This window comes from Brachybacterium tyrofermentans, from assembly GCF_039526165.1.
Lineage (GTDB): Bacteria > Actinomycetota > Actinomycetes > Actinomycetales > Dermabacteraceae > Brachybacterium > Brachybacterium tyrofermentans.
Genome location: NZ_BAAAIR010000032.1, coordinates 126246 through 143389, shown reverse-complemented (window position 1 = coordinate 143389; position 17144 = coordinate 126246). Strand labels below are relative to the sequence as shown.

Here is a 17144-nt window from a genome sequence, read left to right as displayed (position 1 = left end):
CGGTGGAGGGTGAGGGTCAGAAGCTGAAGCCGGAGGGCGGGACCTCGGGGGCGTCGTCGCCGAGCTTGAGCGGCGCCGGGGCGTCGGGATCGGGCTCGTTCTGGGCGGCGTACTCGGCCTCGTCGATCTCGCGGACGGTCAGCAGGCCCTCGTCGATCTCGCGCAGCGCGATCGACAGGGACTTCTCCTGGTTGTCGACGTCCACCAGCGGGCCGACGAACTCGAGCAGGCCCTCGGAGAGCTGCGAGTAGTAGGCGTTGATCTGGCGCGCGCGCTGGGAGCCGTAGAGCACCAGCGCGTACTTGGAATCGACGGTCTCCAGGAGACGGTCGATCGGGGGGTTCGTGATGCCTTCGGGCTGAGCGACTGTTCCGGCCACGGAAGTCCCTTCGTCAGTTTCGGGGTGCGACGCTTCAGGATACGCCCTCGACCCGGTCGGGGGCGAGCGCGCCTGCGCACAGGTCAGGTGAGGTCGCGCACGCCGATCAGTCCGGCGAGCTCCGCGGCGGCGCGATCCACGGTGTCGTTGATAATCGTCACGTCGAACTCGCTCTCTGCGGCCAGCTCGACCTTCGCGGTCTCCAGGCGGCGCTCGCGCTCCTGGGCGTCCTCGGTGCCGCGGCCCACGAGCCGGTCCACCAGGGTGTCCCAGTCCGGCGGGGCGAGGAACACGAAGCGCGCATCCGGCAGGGACTCGCGGACCTGTCGGGCGCCGGCGAGGTCGATCTCGAGCAGCACGGGCCGCCCTTCGGCGACCTTCTCCTCGACGGGACCGCGCGGGGTGCCGTACTTGTTGTGACCGTGGACGACTGCCCACTCGAGCATCTGCCCGGTGTCGATGAGGCGGGAGAACTCCTCCTCCTCCACGAACCGGTAGTGCACGCCGTCGACCTCACCGGGACGTGCGGCCCGGGTGGTCGCGGAGACGGACAGCCAGATCTCGGGGTACTGCGCACGGATCGCCGCGGAGACCGTGCCCTTGCCGACGGCCGTCGGTCCGGCCAGGACCGTGACGGGGGCCGGTGCCGTGACGGCACCGGCCCCTGACGGATCGGTCACTCGGAGAAGTGGGCGACGAGCTTCTCCGCCTGATGGGAGCCGAGGCCCCGGATCTTGCGGGAGGGGGAGATGCCGATCTCCTCCATGATCTGCTGAGCCTTGACCTTGCCGACGCCGGGCAGAGCCTCGAGCAGCGCGGCGACCCGGAGGCGACCGACGATCTCGTTGGACTCGGCCTCGACGAGCACCTTCTTGATCTCGGCGCCACGGTGGCCGGCGCTGTCCTTGAGCCGGGCCTTGATGACCGCGCGCTCGCGACGAGCCTCGGCGGCCTTCTTCAGGGCGTCGGCCCGCTGCTCAGGGGTGAGGGGAGGGAGAGCCACTGTTCTTACCTCATCTTCTCTTGCTGGTGACGGGCGGGATCCGGGAGGACCTCGCGTGTGGGAAGAGCGTAACCCCAATATCGTGGCCAAGGGCACTTCTGACACGCTCAGCCCCAGGTCGGATGCAGATCAGGGGCGTCCCGGACTCGTCCGGGACGCCCCTGGGACCGTCGTCCGGGACGGTGTGCGCCGCCCCGCTCAGCCGCTCACGGCCGGGCGCTGTACTCGTCCCGGAGCTGGCCGACGATATGGCTCAGACGCTCCGGATCCGGACCCTGCGACAGGATCCCCCGGGACAGCGAAATCAGGACGTGACCTGCATTTTCGCCGAACACTTCCGACATCTCGGCGGGGCCTGCGCCCTGGGCTCCGAAGCCCGGGGCGAGCAGCGGCACCGAGGGAGCCGCACGGTCGAGCCCGAGCCGACGATAGGCATCTCCGACGGTCGCACCGACGACCAGGCCGACGCTCCCCCACTCCCCCGGATCTCCGGCACCGATCCGCTCGGCGTGTCGCGCGATCTCGAGCGCCACCGGCGTGTCAGGAGCGCTCAGCGCGTGCTGGACCTGCGGTCCGTCGGGGTTCGACGTCAGCGCGAGGACGAACAGTCCCTTGCCGTGCTCGAGGGCGAGCTGCACCGCGGGGTCGAGCGATCCGGTCCCCAGGTACGGGCTCACGGTGATCGCATCAGCCTCGAGCGGCGCTCCCGGGAGGAGGTGCGCCTGGGCGTACGCCCCCATGGTCGAGCCGATGTCCCCGCGCTTGACGTCGAGGATGGTGAGCACCCCGCGCTCGCGCGCCGCGGCCAGGAGGCCCTCGAGGACCGCGACCCCGGCGGATCCGTGACGCTCGAAGAAGGCCGACTGCGGCTTGATCGCCGCGACCTGCCCCGCGACGGCGTCCAGCGCGACGCGGGAGAACTCCGCGAGCCCGGCCGGGGTGTCCGGCAGGCCCCACGCCTCCAGCAGCGAGGCGTGGGGGTCGATCCCTGCGAGGATCCGGCCGTTCTCCTGCACCGACCGGTGCAGGCGCGCGCCGAAGGGGGTCGGGGCCGTGACGTCCACGCTGTTCTCGCCCGTCATGCCGTCGCCTCGGCGACCGCGGCCGCGCGGGCCTCGACCAGGCGACGGGTGTGCTCCTGCAGGCTGCCCACCGCGAACGGCTCCTCGGGGCGTGCCTCGATCGCCTGCACGGCGGCCTGGAACTCCTGGAGCGTCGTGATCATCGGGACGTCCATGCTGGTCGCCGCCGCGCGGATGGCGTAGCCGTCAGCGCGGGCGTTCGATCCCGAGGGGGTGTTCAGCACGAGGGCGATGTCGCCGGACTCGAGGAGCTCGATGACGCTCGCCCCTTCGCCGTCCGTCTCCGAGGCCTTGCGCAGCACCGTGCAGGGGATTCCGCTGCGGCGCAGAACGCGACCGGTGCCGGCCGTGGTGAGGATGTCGAAGCCGAGCGCGGCGAGCCGGGCTGCGGGCAGCACGACGGCGCGCTTGTCCCGGTCGGCGACCGAGATGAACACGCTGCCGGACATCGGCAGCCCCTGCCCGGAGATCGCCAGCTGGGACTTCGCGAAGGCGAGCGGGAAGGTCGCGTCCAGACCCATGACCTCGCCGGTGGAGCGCATCTCCGGGCCGAGCACCGAGTCCACGGCCCGACCCTCACGGGTGCGGAAGCGCTTGAACGGGAGCACGGCCTCCTTGACCGCGATCGGGGAGTCGTCGGGGAGGTCGGCGCCATCGCCCTGGGCGGGCAGCACGCCGCGCTCTCGCAGCTCGGCGATCGACTCCCCCGCCATCAGCCGCGCCGCGGCCTGCGCGAGCGGCACGCCGGTGGCCTTGGCGACGAAAGGCACCGTGCGCGAGGCGCGCGGGTTGGCCTCGAGGACGTACAGGGTGCCCTGGGAGAGGGCGTACTGGACGTTGAGCAGGCCCCGCACTCCCACGCCCTCGGCGATCCCGAGGGTCGAGGTGCGGATGCGGTCCATCACGTCGTCGGAGAGGGTGACGGGCGGGAGGGTGCACGCGGAGTCGCCGGAGTGGATGCCGGCCTCCTCGATGTGCTCCATGATGCCGCCGAGGTAGAGGTCCGTCCCGTCGTACAGGGCGTCCACGTCGATCTCGATCGCGGTGTCCAGGAAGCGGTCGATGAGGATCGGAGCCTCGGCGCGGCCCCCGTCGGGCAGGTTCCTGCTCACGTAGTCGACCAGGCCCTCCTGGTCGTAGACGATCTCCATGCCGCGCCCGCCGAGCACATAGCTCGGGCGCACCAGCACCGGGTACCCCACGGCGGCGGCGACCTCGGTCGCATCCGTGAGGCCCCAGGCGGTGCCGTAGGGCGGCGCGGGGAGGTCGGCGTCGGCGAGCACCGCGCCGAAGTGGCCGCGGTCCTCGGCGAGGTCGATCGCCGCGGGGCTGGTGCCGATGATCGGCAGGCCGGCGTCCTGGAGGCGGTCCGCCAGCGAGAGCGGGGTCTGGCCGCCGAGCTGGACAATGACGCCCGCGACCGGTCCGGCCGCCTTCTCCGCCTCGTACACCTCGACGACGTCCTCGAAGGTGAGGGGCTCGAAGTAGAGCCGGTCCGCGATGTCGTAGTCGGTGGAGACGGTCTCGGGGTTGCAGTTGATCATGACCGTCTCGTAGCCGCCGCCGGGCAGGTCCCGGTCACCGAGCGCGAGGGCCGCGTGCACGCAGGAGTAGTCGAACTCGATGCCCTGGCCGATGCGGTTGGGGCCCGAGCCGAGGATCAGGATCGCCGGGCGCTCGCGCGGCTCGACCTCCGTCTCCTGGTCGTAGGTGGAGTAGTGGTACGGCGTGCGGGAGGCGAACTCCGCCGCGCAGGTGTCGACGGTCTTGAAGACCGGGTTGATGCCCAGTGCCTCGCGCACTCCCTTGACCACGTCGCCGCTCTGTCCGCGCAGGCGACCGATCTGGTCGTCGGACAGGCCGTGCCGCTTGGCCAGGGCCAGCAGCTCGGCGTCGAGGACCTCCGAGGTGCGGATCTCGGCCGCGAGCTCGGCGACCAGCAGCATCTGGTCGAGGAACCAGCGATCGATCCAGGTCGCCTCGACCAGGCGGTCCAGGGTCTCTGTCGGGTCCACGACCCCTTCGGCGGCGGCCCACAGGATGCGCGAGATCGTGACCAGCCGGGTGTCGGTGGGGGTGCGCACCTCCTCGAGCAGGCCGGTGATCTCCGCAGCGGTCGGCGGGGTGCCCGCATAGGTGGGCGCGGCGCCCTTGACGTCGATCGACCGCTGCGCCTTGCCGAGGGCCTCGGTGAAGTTGCGGCCCATGGCCATCGCCTCGCCGACGCTCTTCATGGTGGTGGTCAGCGTCGGGTCCGCGGCCGGGAACTTCTCGAAGGCGAAGCGCGGGACCTTGACGACCACGTAGTCCAGCGCGGGCTCGAAGCTCGCGGGCGTGGTGCCGGTGATGTCGTTGCGGATCTCGTCGAGCGAGTACCCGATGGCCAGGCGCGCCGCGATCTTCGCGATCGGGAAGCCGGTGGCCTTGGACGCCAGCGCCGAGGAGCGCGAGACGCGCGGGTTCATCTCGATGACGACGATGCGACCGGTCTCGGGGTGCGTCGCGAACTGCACGTTGCAGCCGCCGGTGTCCACCCCGACCTCGCGGATGATGGCGATGCCCAGGTCGCGCAGCTTCTGCATCTCGACGTCGGTGAGCGTGAGCGCCGGCGCCACGGTGACCGAGTCGCCGGTGTGCACGCCCACGGCGTCGACGTTCTCGATCGAGCAGACGACCACGCAGTTGTCGTTGCGGTCGCGCATCAGCTCGAGCTCGAACTCCTTCCAGCCGAGGATGGACTCCTCCAGGAGCACCTCGGTGGTCGGCGAGTAGTGCAGGCCGTCGCCGCCGATGCGGCGCAGGTCCTTCTCGTCATAGGCCATGCCGGAGCCGAGACCGCCCATGGTGAAGCTGGGACGCACCACCATCGGGTACCCGAGCTCCTCCGCGCCCGCCAGCAGGTCATCGACCGTGTGGCAGATCTTCGAGCGCGCGGATTCGCCGCCGACGCGCTCCACGACCTCCTTGAACAGCTGGCGGTCCTCGGCCTTGTTGATCGCGTCCAGGCTCGCACCGATCATCTCGACGCCGAACTCCTCGAGGGTGCCGTTCTCGGCGAGGGCGATCGCGGCGTTGAGCGCCGTCTGGCCGCCGAGGGTGGGCAGCAGCGCGTCGGGACGCTCGGCGGCGATGATCGACCGGATGATGTCGGGGTCGATCGGCTCGATGTAGGTGGCATCGGCGATGTCCGGGTCCGTCATGATCGTCGCCGGGTTCGAGTTGACGAGGATGACCCGCAGGCCCTCCTCGCGCAGCACCCGGCAGGCCTGGGTGCCGGAGTAGTCGAACTCCGCGGCCTGGCCGATGACGATCGGGCCGGAGCCGATGACGAGGACGGAGGAGATGTCGGGACGACGGGGCATCAGGACTCCTTCTGCGAGGACTGGATGTGGGAGGAGGAGCCGGCGGCGGCGCGGCGCTCGGTCACCAGGTCCACGAGGCGGTCGAAGAGGTAGGAGGCGTCGTGCGGGCCGCCGGCGGCCTCCGGGTGGTACTGGACGGAGTAGGCGGGGCGGTCGAGGCAGCGGATGCCCTCGACCACGTCGTCGTTGAGGCCGACGTGGGTGACGATGACCCGGCCGTAGCGGCCGCCGTCGTGCGGGGCCTCGTGCTCGCCCTCGAGGGGGACGTCCACGGCGAATCCGTGGTTGTGGGCCGTGATCTCGACCTTGCCGGTCTCCCGGTCCATCACGGGCTGGTTGATGCCGCGGTGTCCGAACTTCAGCTTGTAGGTGTCGAAGCCGAGCGCCCGGCCCAGGAGCTGGTTGCCGAAGCAGATGCCGAAGAACGGCAGGCCGGCGTCCAGCACCCCCCGCAGCAGCTCGACCTGGGCGGTCGCGGCGGCGGGGTCCCCGGGGCCGTTGGAGAAGAAGACGGCGTCGGGCTCGACGGCGAGCAGCTCCTCGAGGGAGGTCGTGGCCGGGAGCAGGTGCACCCGCAGCCCGCGGGAGAGCATGCTGCGGGGCGAGGCGCTCTTGATGCCGAGGTCGACGGCGGCGACGGTGCCGAGCACCTCGCCCTCGGGCTCGAGCACGACCGGCTGCGCGATGGTCACCTCCTCGACGAAGCTGGAGCCGCTCATGGTGGGCTGCTCGCGCACCTGGGCGAGGAGCTGGTCCTCGGTGCCCTGCAGCGCCTCCCCGGAGAAGATGCCCCCGCGCATCGATCCCGCGTCCCGCAGGCGGCGGGTGAGCATGCGGGTATCGATATCGCTGATGCCCACCACCTCGCTGCTGACCAGCAGGTCGTCCAGCGACTGCTCGGAACGCCAGTTCGAGGCGAGGCGGCTGGCGTCGCGCACGGCATAGCCGCGCACCCAGACCTTCCTCGACTCCATGTCCTCGGCGTTCGCGCCGGTGTTGCCGATGTGCGGAGCGGTCTGGACGACGATCTGCCCGGCGTAGGAGGGATCGGTGAGGGTCTCCTGGTAGCCGGTCATGCCGGTCGTGAAGACGACCTCGCCGAGGCGGGTGCCCTGGGCACCGTAGGAGGTGCCGCGCAGGACCGTGCCGTCCTCGAGGACGAGGAGGGCGCGGTCGCGACGGACGCGGAAGGTGGTCCGGGCGCCTGACGATGCGGGGCCAGAGGACTGGTGAGGGGCGGGGACTGTCATGAGTGCTCCTTCCGGGAGAGCAGCAGATCGTGGTCGTCGCGCCGGGCGAGGCGCAGACCGGTGTCGAGGAGCTGGTCGCCGAGGCGCCAGCGCAGGATGAGGATGCCGTCGCCGCCGACGAACTTGCCGGCCATGCCGGGTCCGGCGGTGACCTCGTCGAGGGAGTCGGCGGAGATGGTGAGGGGCTCTGTGCCCTCGCGAACGATGTGCCAGGTCCCGGCCGCGCCGATGCTGACGAGGGCTGCCGCACGCTGGCCGAGCGAGTGGGCGACCACCCTCTCGAGGGGCTGGCGAGCGAGCACAGTGCTCACGTAGACCGCGTCGAGCGGACCGACCTCGACGGCCTCCCCGAGCTCCTCGAGCGACTCTCGGAGCGGCTGAGGCAGCGACGACTGGGACGCCCCTCGTCGTCGCCAGCCCCAGGCCATGAGAACCAGGATCAGGGCGAAGAGGGCGACCAGTGCGAGGACCGGTCCGAGCTGCTCGCTCACCGCTCCACCACGAGGCCGTCGCGCACGGTGGGCCGACCCTCGAGCACGGTGAGGCGGTTCCTCCCCGGCAGCTCGATGCCCGCGAACGGGGAGTTGCGGCTGCGTGAGGCGTGCTCGGCCGGATCGGCGACGCGCACGGGCCGAGGGTCCCAGACCAGCACATGCGCCGGGGCACCGGGCTCGAGCACCTGGCCCTGTTCCTCGTCACGGCCGATCTCGGCCGGCTTCTCCGAGAGCACGCGGGCCACGTCGCGCCAGGTCAGACGACCTTCGTCGACCATGGTCAGCTGCACGAGGGAGAGCGCCGTCTCGAGCCCGGTCATGCCCATGGCGGCCTGGTCCCACTCACGGTCCTTGGCGTCGCGCGGGTGCGGGGCGTGATCGGTGGCGACGATGTCGATCGTGCCGTCGGCGAGGCCGTCGCGGACCGCCTGGACGTCCTCGGCGGTGCGCAGCGGCGGGTTCACCTTGAACACGGCGTCGAACGCGCGCACGTTCTCATCGGTCAGCAGCAGGTGGTGGGGCGTGACCTCGGCGGTCACGTCGATGCCGCGCTGCTTGGCCCAGCGCACGATGTCGACGCTGCCAGCCGTGGACAGGTGGCACACGTGCAGGCGGGAGCCGACGTGCTGGGCCAGCAGGACGTCCCGCGCGATGATCGACTCCTCGGCGACCGCGGGCCAGCCGGCGAGGCCGAGCTCCGCGGAGACGACGCCCTCGTGCATCTGGGCGCCCTCGGTCAGCCGCGGGTCCTGGGCATGCTGGGCGATGACGCCGTCGAAGGACTTCACGTACTCCAGGGCGCGTCGCATCAGCACGGGGTCGTGGACGCACTTGCCGTCGTCGCTGAACACGCGGACCTTGGCCCGGGAGTTGGCCATCGCGTCGAGCTCGGCGAGGCGCTCCCCCGCGAGTCCCACGGTCACGGCGCCGACGGGGCGCACGGAGCACCAGCCGTCGGTCTCTCCGCGGCGGGCGACCTGCTCGACGACGCCGGCGGTGTCGGCGACGGGCAGCGTGTTGGCCATGGCGTGGACCGCGGTGAAGCCGCCCCGGGCGGCGGCGCGGGTGCCGGACTCGATGGTCTCGGCCTCCTCCCCGCCGGGCTCCCGGAGATGGGTGTGCAGGTCCACGAGGCCCGGCAGCACGATGCAGCCGTCGGCCTCGACGATCTCCGCGTCGGCGGGCACCTCGAGGTCCGTGCCGATCGCCGTGATGCGGCCTGCCTCGAGCAGGACGTCCTGGACATCCTCGCCGTAGGGGCGGCCACCGCGGATCAGCAGCGGGGACGGCCCGGTGCCACCGGGGGATGCGTTCTGGTCGGTGGTCATCGGGGGCCCTCCCGGGAGTCGGTGGCGAGCAGGTGGTAGAGCACGGCCATGCGGACGAACACGCCGGAGGCGACCTGCTCGACGATGACGCTGCGCGGGGAGTCCGCGACGTCCCCGGCGATCTCGAAACCGCGGTTCATGGGGCCGGGGTGCATCACGATCGCGTGGTCGGGCAGGGAGGCCGCGCGGGCCGTGGTCAGCCCGTAGCGGCGGGAGTACTCCCCCGCCGTGGGGAAGAAGCCGCCGCCGACCATGCGCTCGCTCTGGACGCGGAGCATCATCACCGCGTCCGGTCCGGTCGCGAGGGCCTCGTCGAGGTCGTAGCGGATCTCGCAGGGCCACGCGGAGGCGCCGACGGGCACCAGGGCCGGCGGGGCGACCAGGGTGACGCGGGCCCCGAGCAGGGTCAGCAGGAGCACGTTCGAGCGCGCCACCCGCGAGTGGAGCACATCGCCGACGATGACCACGTGGAGGCCGTCGAGACCGGCGCCGGGGTCTCCGGGGCGCAGGTGGCGACGCATCGTGAAGGCGTCGAGCATCGCCTGCGTCGGATGCTCGTGGGCCCCGTCGCCGGCGTTCACGATCGGCTGGTCGATCCAGCCGGCATGGGCCAGCAGGTGCGCCGCGCCGGAGGACCCGGAGCGGACCACGACCGCGTCGGCTCCCATGGCCTGCAGTGTGAGCGCGGTGTCCTTGAGCGTCTCCCCCTTGGAGATGCTCGAGCCCTTGGCGGAGAAGTTGATGACGTCGGCGGAGAGCCGCTTGGCCGCGGCCTCGAAGCTGATCCGGGTGCGGGTGGAGTCCTCGAAGAAGAGGTTCACGACCGTGGTGCCGACCAGAGTGGGCAGCTTCCGGATCGAGCGCGACTGGGTCTCGGCCATGTGCTCGGCGGTCGCGAGCACGGCGATCGCCTCGTCACGGTCGAGGTCCGCGATGGAGATGAAGTGCCTCATGCCGTCCCCTCCGCGGTGTCTGTCCCGGGACCTGTTTCAGCGCCGGGGCGGACGATGTCGACCGCGTCGACCCCGTCCGTCTCGGTCAGCTGGACGTGCACCCGCTCGCTGCGCGAGGTGGGGAGGTTCTTGCCGACGTGATCGGCGCGGATCGGGAGCTGCCGGTGACCGCGGTCCACGAGCACGCCGAGGCGCACGGCGGCGGGCCGGCCGATCGCCCCGAGGGCGTCGAGGGCCGCACGGATGGTGCGGCCGGAGTACAGCACGTCGTCGACGAGCACCACGGTGCGACCGTCGATGCCCTCGCGCGGGATACGGGTGGGGCTCGGTGCCCGGGTGGGATTGTGCCGCAGGTCGTCGCGGTACATGGTGATGTCGAGGGACCCGGCGAGCTGGTCCAGCGGGCGGTCGTCGCCCTCGGCACGCGCGATCTGGGCGGCGAGGCGCTCGGCGAGCGGCACTCCGCGGTGCGGGATGCCGAGCAGCACGAGGTCGTCGGCGCCATGGCCGCTCTCGAGGATCTCGTGGGCGATACGCGTCAGCGCCCGACGGATCTCCTCGGCTCCGAGCACTCGCGAGTGCTCCGCCGGGGAATCGGCTGAGTCTCCCGCTGCAGATCCTGCTGCGGATCCTGAAGATGGTCGTACGTCATGCATGGGGTTCTCCCTTCCACGCCTCACGGGACGTGTCGTTAAAGGGTGCAGATGCTCGTTCTCGAGCGAGGCCGAGCATAGCCGCTCGGGCGTCGGCGGCGCGGCGGCGACCACCTGCCGGACGGCGCGGCGGCCGCACGGTCCCGGACGCGTCCGTTCCCGTGTGCCGCGCCCTGTTCACCGGCCGCGCGGACCGCCGGCCCCGGAGACATCCCCGGGGCCCGAACGGTCAGGACAGCAGGCCGCGCACCTCCGCCAGGCGCTGCAGGAGTCCGTTGACGAAGCGCGGGGAGTCATCCGTCGAGAGGACCTCCGCGATCTTCGTGTACTCGCCGATCAGCGTGCCCCGTGCGGTCTCCTCGGTGCCGTACAGCACCTCGGCGCTGCCCAGGCGCAGGATCGCGCGGTCCACCGCGGGCATGCGGTGCAGCGGCCAGTCCCGGGAATGGGTGGCCAGGTCCTCGTCGATGTCCGCGGCATGGGGCGCGTACAGCTCGACGAGCGCCCGCGCCGACTCCGGCAGGGGGCTCTGTGCCGCGCTGCGGCGCAGTCGCTGGGCGAGGACGTCGAGGACGTCCTCCCGCTTCGCATCGGCCTCGAACAGCACGTCCAGGGCGCGGATGCGATCACGGGAGCGGCGGTGGAGCCGATCGGTGCCCGCGGGCACCGTCCGTTCGAACTCGACCTCCGCGCCCTCCCGCGTGGGATGAGGGAGGCCGGTGCCCCGAGGGGCGGGGGAATCGGTCACTTCACGCGCTCGAGGTACTCGCCGCCACGGGTGTCGACCTTGACCTTGTCGCCCTGGTCCAGGAACAGCGGGACCTGGATCTCGCGACCGGTCTCCAGGCGCGCAGGCTTGGTGCCGCCGCTGGAGCGGTCGCCCTGCAGCCCGGGCTCGGTGAACTCGATGGTCAGGACCACGGAGGTCGGCAGCTCGACGAAGAGTGCATTGCCGTCGTGGAAAGCCACCACGACGTCCTGGCCCTCGATCATGAAGTCCTTGGCGTCGCCGACGATCTCCTCGGTGAGGTTCGTCTGCTCCCAGTTGCTGGTATCCATGAACACGTACATGTCCACGTCGAGGTAGGAGAACTGCATGTCGCGACGGTCGACGGTCGCGGTCTCCACCTTGAGGCCGGCGTTGAAGGTCTTGTCGACACCCTTGCCGGACATCACGTTCTTGAGCTTGGTGCGCACGAAGGCCGGGCCCTTGCCGGGTTTGACGTGCTGGAAGTCGACCACGCTCCAGAGCTGCTTGTCCAGAACGAGGACCATCCCGTTCTTCAGATCGTTCGTCGTCGCCATGAATCTCCTCGGTAGTCGTCGGGGCGGGTCAAGGATAGCGTGCCGGATCGCTGCGGTCCGGGGCGACGGACCCGCTCAGCGCTCGGACGTGAGGTCGATCATGCTCAGCAGTCGGGAGGCGAGCGGATGCGCGGCGCTCTCCTCGCGCCAGCCGCTCGTCTTCACCGCCCGCGAGACGGTCTGCTGGGTCACGCCCAGGCTCTCGGCGAGCCGGGCCTGGGTCGCCCCGGGATCCTCGCGCAGGGCGCGGACGGCCTGCCACTGACCACGGTTGCGCGAGCGCACGATCCATCCGATCAGCCCCAGCACGGCCTCGGCGTCCTGGGCGGTCTCCCGGTGCCGGCCGTCGGCCGCGCGGACGTGGATCGGGACGCTGGTCGCCGACCGCTCCCGGCGGGCCGCCTGCACCGCCTCCTGGGCCGCGACGACGGCCGGCCCCTCGATCTCCCGGACCGAACCCGGCAGCGGGCGTCGGACCGCTCCGATGCCCAGGCCGATCCGCCAGTCACCCTCTTCGCGGGCGCGCAGCACCGCGTCGAGCGCGGCGTCGGCCCGGGAGGCGAGCGCGAGCAGGTCGGGGCCGACGGTGCGCTCGGCGGGCAGGGCGAGTGTCACGCCCTCGAGTGCCTCGAGCATCGCAGGGACCGGATCGGTGCCGTCGCGCGAGGTGCGCACGGCGCCCCCGGCGAAGGAGAGGACGTACATGGACTGCCACCGCCTCGTCGCGACGCGTGCTGCGCGTCGCGGTCAGGATCACGCGGGATTCAGGGCGAATCCGCTGTCCATGACAGTACAGTCGAAAGACGGTGATATCGGAAGGGCGCGCAGACGCCGGACCGGACGGGTCCGGACTCGTCAGGCGAGCTCGATGAGCTCCTGGTACTCCTCGTTCCACAGGTCCTCGACGGCGTCGGGCATCATCAGCACCCGCTCCGGGGAGAGGGAGGCGACGGCGCCCGGGTCGTGGGAGACCAGGACCACGGCGCCCTCGAAGGCTGCGAGCGCCCCGAGGATCTCCTCGCGGCTGGCGGGGTCGAGGTTGTTCGTCGGCTCATCCAGCAGCAGCACGTTCGCGCTGGAGACGACGAGCGTGGCCAGGGCGAGGCGGGTCTTCTCCCCGCCTGAGAGCACCCCGGTGGACTTGTGGACGTCGTCGCCGGTGAAGAGGAACGAGCCCAGGATCTTGCGGGCCTCGACCTCGGCGATCTCGTGGGCCGCGGTCATCATGTTCTCCAGCACGGTGCGCTCGAGGTCGAGGGTCTCGTGCTCCTGCGCGTAGTAGCCGATGCGCAGGCCGTGACCGGGGAGCAGACCGCCGGTATCCGGAGCGTCGACCCCGGCGAGGATGCGCAGCAGAGTCGTCTTGCCGGCGCCGTTCAGGCCCAGGATGACCACCTTCGAGCCGCGGTCGATCGCGAGGTCCACCCCGGTGAAGATCTCGAGGCTGCCGTAGGACTTCGAGAGGTCTCGCGCCATCAGCGGGGTCTTGCCGCAGGGAGCAGGCTTGGGGAAGCGCAGCGACGCCACCCGGTCCTGCTGACGCTCGCTCTCGAGGCCGTCGAGCATCCGCTCGGCGCGCTTGAGCATGTTCTGCGCGGCGACGGCCTTGGTGGCCTTGGCGCGCATCTTCTCAGCCTGGATGGTGAGGGTCGACGCCTTCTTCTCGGCGTTCATACGCTCGCGCTTGCGGCGCTTCTCGTCGTCCTCGCGCTGGCGCTGATAGAGCTTCCAGCCCATGTTGTAGATATCGATCTCGGCGCGGTTGGCATCGAGGTAGAAGACCTTGTTCACGACGGACTCCACGATCTGGACGTCGTGGCTGATGATGATCAGACCGCCTCGGTAGGCCAGGAGGTACTCGCGAAGCCACACGATCGAGTCGTGGTCGAGGTGGTTCGTGGGCTCGTCCAGGATCATGGTGGAGGCCTGGGAGAAGAGGATGCGGGCCAGCTCCACACGGCGGCGCTGGCCGCCCGAGAGGGTGCCCAGGCCCTGCTCGAGGATGCGGTTGGGCAGGCCCAGGTTCGAGGCCATCCGCTTGGCCTCGGCCTCCGCGGCGTACCCTCCCACGGCATCGAGCTCTGCCGAGAGCCGCGGGTAGCGGTTCATCGCCTTCTCCCGCTTGGCCTCGGTCAGGCTCATGTCCCCCATCTCCTCCTCGGCCCGGCGCAGCCGGCGCAGGATGTCGTCGAGGCCGCGGGCGGAGAGGATGCGGGTGATCACCGATTCGTCCTCGTCACCGGCGTGGGTGTCCTGGGGGAGGTAACCCAGCTCCCCGGTGACCTCGACCGAGCCCTCTGCGGGCTGGAGAGTGCCGGAGAGGACCTTCGTGAGCGTGGTCTTCCCGGCCCCGTTGCGGCCCACCAGGCCCACCCGGTCACCATCGGTGATCTGGAAGGAGACGTCGCTCATGAGCAGCCGGGCACCGACTCGGATGGCGAGGTCGTGCACGGTGATCACAGGATCAGACTCCTTGGTGGGGTGAGAGGGGGCGGCGGGACCGCGGACGCTGGTGGCCGTCATCGGACGCAGAACGGTCCGGGGCCGGATCGAGTCTAGGTGCGCAGGCCCTCGTCGGCCTCGATTTATCGGCGCACGGTGCGGTGAACCACAGTCCGCCGCGGCCCTGCGTGATCAGGCCCTCGCCGCCGACGGGAACCCTCACAAGTCCGTCACTCCTCGGGGAGCGTCCACGGCACCATCGCGGCGAGGTCGATGACATGCTGGTCCCAGCGGCCGCAGAGGCGGCCGGACGACGATGCGAGGAGGCTTCGTGATGCGCATAGGTGTGCCCCGGGAGATCAAGAACAACGAGAACCGGGTGGGGCTGACCGCAGCAGGAGTCCATGAGCTCGCAGTCCGCGGCCACGACGTGGTGGTCGAGGCGAGCGCGGGCCTGGGAGCGCGGATCAGCGATGACGACTACCGGGCGGCAGGTGCCCGGATCCTGGCCACGGCCGACGAGGTCTGGGAGCAGGCGGAGCTGATCGTCAAGGTCAAGGAGCCGCTCCCGGACGAGTACGGGCGGATGCGGCGCGGCCAGGTGCTGCTGACCTACCTGCACCTCGCCGCCGACAGAGCCCTCACGGAGGCGCTGCTCAGCTCGGGGGTGACGGCCGTCGCCTATGAGACGGTGCAGCTGCCGGACCGGTCGCTGCCCCTGCTCTCCCCCATGAGCATGATCGCCGGGCGCCTGGCGACCCAGGTCGCGGCGTACCACCTGATGTCCCCGCTGGGCGGCTCCGGCATGCTGATGGGCGGCGTGCCCGGCACCTCCGAGGCGGATGTGCTGATCCTCGGCGGCGGCGTCGTGGGCGAACAGGCCGCGATGATGGCGCATGGGCTGCATGCGGGGGTCACCGTGATGGACCTCAACGTCTCGCGCCTCGGGCAGATCGCGACCGTGCACCACGGCGGCATCCTCACCCGCTACTCCACCACGCTCGACCTCACGGAGAAGATCCAGCAGGCCGACGTGGTGATCGGCTCGGTGCTGATCCCCGGCAAGAAGGCACCGAAGCTGGTGACCGACGAGATGGTCGCGTCGATGAAGCCGGGCTCGGTGCTCGTGGATGTCGCCATCGACCAGGGCGGATGCTTCGAGAACTCCCACCCCACCACGCACGACGACCCGACGTTCGCCGTGCACGAGGCAGTGTTCTACTGCGTCGCGAACATGCCGGGCTCCGTGCCCGTCACCGCCACCTCGGCGCTGACGAATGCCACGCTCCCCTACGTGCTGAAGATCGCCGATGCCGGCTGGCGTGACGCGCTGCGCGCCGACGGTTCGCTCGCGAAGGGCCTGCACACGCACGAGGGAGCCCTCACGCACGCCGGGACGGGTGAGGCGCACGGCCTCGACGTCGCCTCCGCGGAGCAGATCATCGGCTGACCCGCCGCTCCCCCGGGGCGGGCTCCGGGCGGGAGCGGGCGCCGTGCAGGAGGCCGCACCCTGCGGGAGCCGACCCCCTGTGCGACGACGCCGGGCTCGCCCGAGATGGACATGTCCCGGGAGGAACGATGCGACGTATCGCATCGGTCCTCCCGGGACATCTCTCTGCCCGGCGGCTGCCGCGGCTGCCCGCTCGCCCTCCGGCGGGCACGCCACCGCAGCGGCCAGGGCCCTGAGGCCGGATCAGTCGATCAGAGGTTGAAGCCGATCGCACGCAGCTGCTCGCGACCGTCCTCGGTGATCTTCTCCATGCCCCACGGGGGCATCCACACCCAGTTGATGCGGTGCGTCTCGGTGATCGGGTCCAGCACCGCGAAGGTCTGGTCCTCGAGCATCTCCGTCAGAGGGCAGGCCGCGGAGGTCAGCGTCATGTCGATGACGGCATTGCCGTCCTCGACCGTCACGCCGTAGATGAGTCCGAGGTCGACGACGTTGATCCCGAGCTCGGGGTCGATCACGTCCTTCAGGGCCTCGAGGACGTCCTCGGAGCTGACGGTCGCCGACGGGGTCTTCTGGTCGGTCATGGGGTCCTCCCGATGAGGTGCGGGTCGAGGTGTCGGCCCACGGGTGAGTTGGTGCCGGCCCGGCCCGGGATCTCTCCCGGGCCGGGCCGGCAGGAGGTCAGCTGCCGGAGCCGACGAGGTAGCGGTCGTAGCCCTCGTTCTCGAGGCGCTCGGCCAGCTCGGGGCCGCCCTGCTCCGCGATCTGGCCGTTGACGAAGACGTGGACGAAGTCCGGCTTCACATACTGCAGGATGCGGGTGTAGTGCGTGATCAGCATGATGCCGACCTCTGTCTCCTCCTTGGCGCGGTTCACGCCTTCGGAGACGATGCGCAGCGCGTCGACGTCGAGACCGGAGTCAGTCTCGTCGAGGATCGCGATGCCCGGCTTGAGCAGCTGCATCTGGAGGATCTCGTGGCGCTTCTTCTCGCCGCCGGAGAAGCCCTCGTTGACGTTGCGCTCGGCGAAGACCGGGTCCATGCGAAGGTCGGTCATCGCGCCCTTGACGTCCTTGACCCAGGTGCGCAGGGCAGGGGCCTGGCCGTCGACCGCGGTCTTCGCGGTGCGCAGGAAGTTCGACACCGTGACACCAGGGACCTCGACCGGGTACTGCATGGCGAGGAAGAGCCCGGCGCGTGCACGCTCGTCGATGCTCATCTCCAGGACGTCCTCGCCGTCGAGCGTGAGCTCGCCCTGCGTGATCTGGTACTTGGGGTGACCGGCGATCGCGTAGGCGAGGGTGGACTTGCCGGAGCCGTTGGGCCCCATGATCGCGTGGGTCTCGCCGGACTTGATGGTGAGGTCGACACCCTTGAGGATCTCCTTGGTGCCTTCAGGGGTCTCGACGGTGGCGTGGAGGTTCTTGATCTCCAGGATCGACAT

The 17144-nt window shown here is 70.7% G+C and carries 17 protein-coding genes; 1 reads left to right on the top strand and 16 read right to left on the bottom strand.

Going from position 1 to position 17144, the window contains the following annotated elements; all coding sequences use genetic code 11:
- Positions 1-16: 16 nt before the first annotated feature.
- The 14 genes from rpoZ to ABD093_RS06470 all read right to left on the bottom strand — a co-directional run bounded on the left by rpoZ (position 17) and on the right by ABD093_RS06470 (position 14269).
- Positions 17-379: a DNA-directed RNA polymerase subunit omega gene (gene rpoZ / locus ABD093_RS06535; RefSeq protein WP_193117275.1), complete on the bottom strand. Its 363-nt coding sequence runs from the start codon at positions 377-379 to the stop codon at positions 17-19.
- A gap of 83 nt (positions 380-462) precedes the next feature.
- The gene (gmk, locus tag ABD093_RS06530) at positions 463-1059 is read right to left on the bottom strand and encodes a guanylate kinase (protein ID WP_343923247.1); all 597 of its coding nucleotides are present in this window, start codon (positions 1057-1059) and stop codon (positions 463-465) included.
- Positions 1056-1382 carry an integration host factor, actinobacterial type gene (gene mihF / locus ABD093_RS06525; protein ID WP_193117277.1) on the bottom strand — a complete coding sequence of 109 codons (327 nt, stop codon included), beginning with the start codon at positions 1380-1382 and terminating at the stop codon, positions 1056-1058. The genes gmk and mihF overlap by 4 nt, the downstream gene beginning before the upstream one ends.
- Before the next feature lie 206 nt (positions 1383-1588).
- The gene (gene pyrF, locus ABD093_RS06520; protein WP_343923244.1) at positions 1589-2464 is read right to left on the bottom strand and encodes an orotidine-5'-phosphate decarboxylase; all 876 of its coding nucleotides are present in this window, start codon (positions 2462-2464) and stop codon (positions 1589-1591) included.
- Complete coding sequence (gene carB / locus ABD093_RS06515) at positions 2461-5826, bottom strand: carbamoyl-phosphate synthase large subunit (protein ID WP_343923242.1); 3366 nt, start codon at positions 5824-5826, stop codon at positions 2461-2463. The genes pyrF and carB overlap by 4 nt, the downstream gene beginning before the upstream one ends.
- Positions 5826-7076, bottom strand: coding sequence for a glutamine-hydrolyzing carbamoyl-phosphate synthase small subunit (gene carA / locus ABD093_RS06510; RefSeq protein WP_343923240.1), 1251 nt, complete (start codon positions 7074-7076; stop codon positions 5826-5828). Before carA ends, carB begins: the two co-directional genes overlap by 1 nt.
- A complete protein-coding gene (locus ABD093_RS06505; RefSeq protein ID WP_343923238.1) occupies positions 7073-7567 on the bottom strand; it encodes a PH-like domain-containing protein in 495 nt (164 codons plus the stop codon). The genes carA and ABD093_RS06505 overlap by 4 nt, the downstream gene beginning before the upstream one ends.
- Positions 7564-8898 (bottom strand): dihydroorotase, encoded by a 1335-nt coding sequence (locus ABD093_RS06500; RefSeq protein WP_343923236.1) that lies wholly within the window; start codon positions 8896-8898, stop codon positions 7564-7566. Before ABD093_RS06500 ends, ABD093_RS06505 begins: the two co-directional genes overlap by 4 nt.
- The gene (locus ABD093_RS06495; protein WP_343923234.1) at positions 8895-9851 is read right to left on the bottom strand and encodes an aspartate carbamoyltransferase catalytic subunit; all 957 of its coding nucleotides are present in this window, start codon (positions 9849-9851) and stop codon (positions 8895-8897) included. Before ABD093_RS06495 ends, ABD093_RS06500 begins: the two co-directional genes overlap by 4 nt.
- Positions 9848-10507, bottom strand: a complete 660-nt coding sequence (pyrR, locus tag ABD093_RS06490; RefSeq protein ID WP_343923232.1) for a bifunctional pyr operon transcriptional regulator/uracil phosphoribosyltransferase PyrR — start codon at positions 10505-10507, stop codon at positions 9848-9850. The genes ABD093_RS06495 and pyrR overlap by 4 nt, the downstream gene beginning before the upstream one ends.
- Before the next feature lie 226 nt (positions 10508-10733).
- The gene (nusB, locus tag ABD093_RS06485) at positions 10734-11252 is read right to left on the bottom strand and encodes a transcription antitermination factor NusB (RefSeq protein WP_343923230.1); all 519 of its coding nucleotides are present in this window, start codon (positions 11250-11252) and stop codon (positions 10734-10736) included.
- On the bottom strand, positions 11249-11809 hold the full coding sequence (gene efp / locus ABD093_RS06480; protein WP_343923228.1) for an elongation factor P: 561 nt from the start codon (positions 11807-11809) through the stop codon (positions 11249-11251). The genes nusB and efp overlap by 4 nt, the downstream gene beginning before the upstream one ends.
- A 75-nt stretch (positions 11810-11884) precedes the next feature.
- Positions 11885-12514 (bottom strand): MarR family transcriptional regulator, encoded by a 630-nt coding sequence (locus ABD093_RS06475; RefSeq protein ID WP_343923226.1) that lies wholly within the window; start codon positions 12512-12514, stop codon positions 11885-11887.
- A 150-nt stretch (positions 12515-12664) separates the two neighbouring features.
- Entirely contained in the window at positions 12665-14269 is a 1605-nt protein-coding gene (locus ABD093_RS06470) for an ABC-F family ATP-binding cassette domain-containing protein (protein WP_343923224.1), read from the bottom strand.
- Positions 14270-14585: 316 nt separating this feature from the next.
- On the opposite strand from ABD093_RS06470, the gene ald reads away from it, so the two are divergent.
- Positions 14586-15701: an alanine dehydrogenase gene (gene ald / locus ABD093_RS06465; RefSeq protein ID WP_343923326.1), complete on the top strand. Its 1116-nt coding sequence runs from the start codon at positions 14586-14588 to the stop codon at positions 15699-15701.
- Positions 15702-15952: 251 nt separating this feature from the next.
- Here ald and ABD093_RS06460 read toward each other — a convergent pair whose 3' ends face one another.
- Positions 15953-16285 carry a metal-sulfur cluster assembly factor gene (locus tag ABD093_RS06460; RefSeq protein ID WP_193117287.1) on the bottom strand — a complete coding sequence of 111 codons (333 nt, stop codon included), beginning with the start codon at positions 16283-16285 and terminating at the stop codon, positions 15953-15955.
- Positions 16286-16382: 97 nt separating this feature from the next.
- Positions 16383-17144: a Fe-S cluster assembly ATPase SufC gene (sufC, locus tag ABD093_RS06455; protein ID WP_193117288.1), complete on the bottom strand. Its 762-nt coding sequence runs from the start codon at positions 17142-17144 to the stop codon at positions 16383-16385.

Excerpts from the sequence above, each read along its gene's own strand:
- ABD093_RS06500 (WP_343923236.1), bottom strand. The coding sequence starts at position 8,898 with ATGACCACCGACCAGAACGCATCCCCCGGTGGCACCGGGCCGTCCCCG.
- pyrF (WP_343923244.1), bottom strand. The coding sequence starts at position 2,464 with ATGACGGGCGAGAACAGCGTGGACGTCACGGCCCCGACCCCCTTCGGC.
- sufC (WP_193117288.1), bottom strand. The coding sequence starts at position 17,144 with ATGTCGATCCTGGAGATCAAGAACCTCCACGCCACCGTCGAGACCCCT.
- pyrR (WP_343923232.1), bottom strand. The coding sequence starts at position 10,507 with ATGCATGACGTACGACCATCTTCAGGATCCGCAGCAGGATCTGCAGCG.
- ald (WP_343923326.1), top strand. The coding sequence starts at position 14,586 with ATGCGCATAGGTGTGCCCCGGGAGATCAAGAACAACGAGAACCGGGTG.
- ABD093_RS06475 (WP_343923226.1), bottom strand. The coding sequence starts at position 12,514 with ATGTACGTCCTCTCCTTCGCCGGGGGCGCCGTGCGCACCTCGCGCGAC.
- efp (WP_343923228.1), bottom strand. The coding sequence starts at position 11,809 with ATGGCGACGACGAACGATCTGAAGAACGGGATGGTCCTCGTTCTGGAC.
- ABD093_RS06495 (WP_343923234.1), bottom strand. The coding sequence starts at position 9,851 with ATGAGGCACTTCATCTCCATCGCGGACCTCGACCGTGACGAGGCGATC.
- ABD093_RS06460 (WP_193117287.1), bottom strand. The coding sequence starts at position 16,285 with ATGACCGACCAGAAGACCCCGTCGGCGACCGTCAGCTCCGAGGACGTC.
- carB (WP_343923242.1), bottom strand. The coding sequence starts at position 5,826 with ATGCCCCGTCGTCCCGACATCTCCTCCGTCCTCGTCATCGGCTCCGGC.
- carA (WP_343923240.1), bottom strand. The coding sequence starts at position 7,076 with ATGACAGTCCCCGCCCCTCACCAGTCCTCTGGCCCCGCATCGTCAGGC.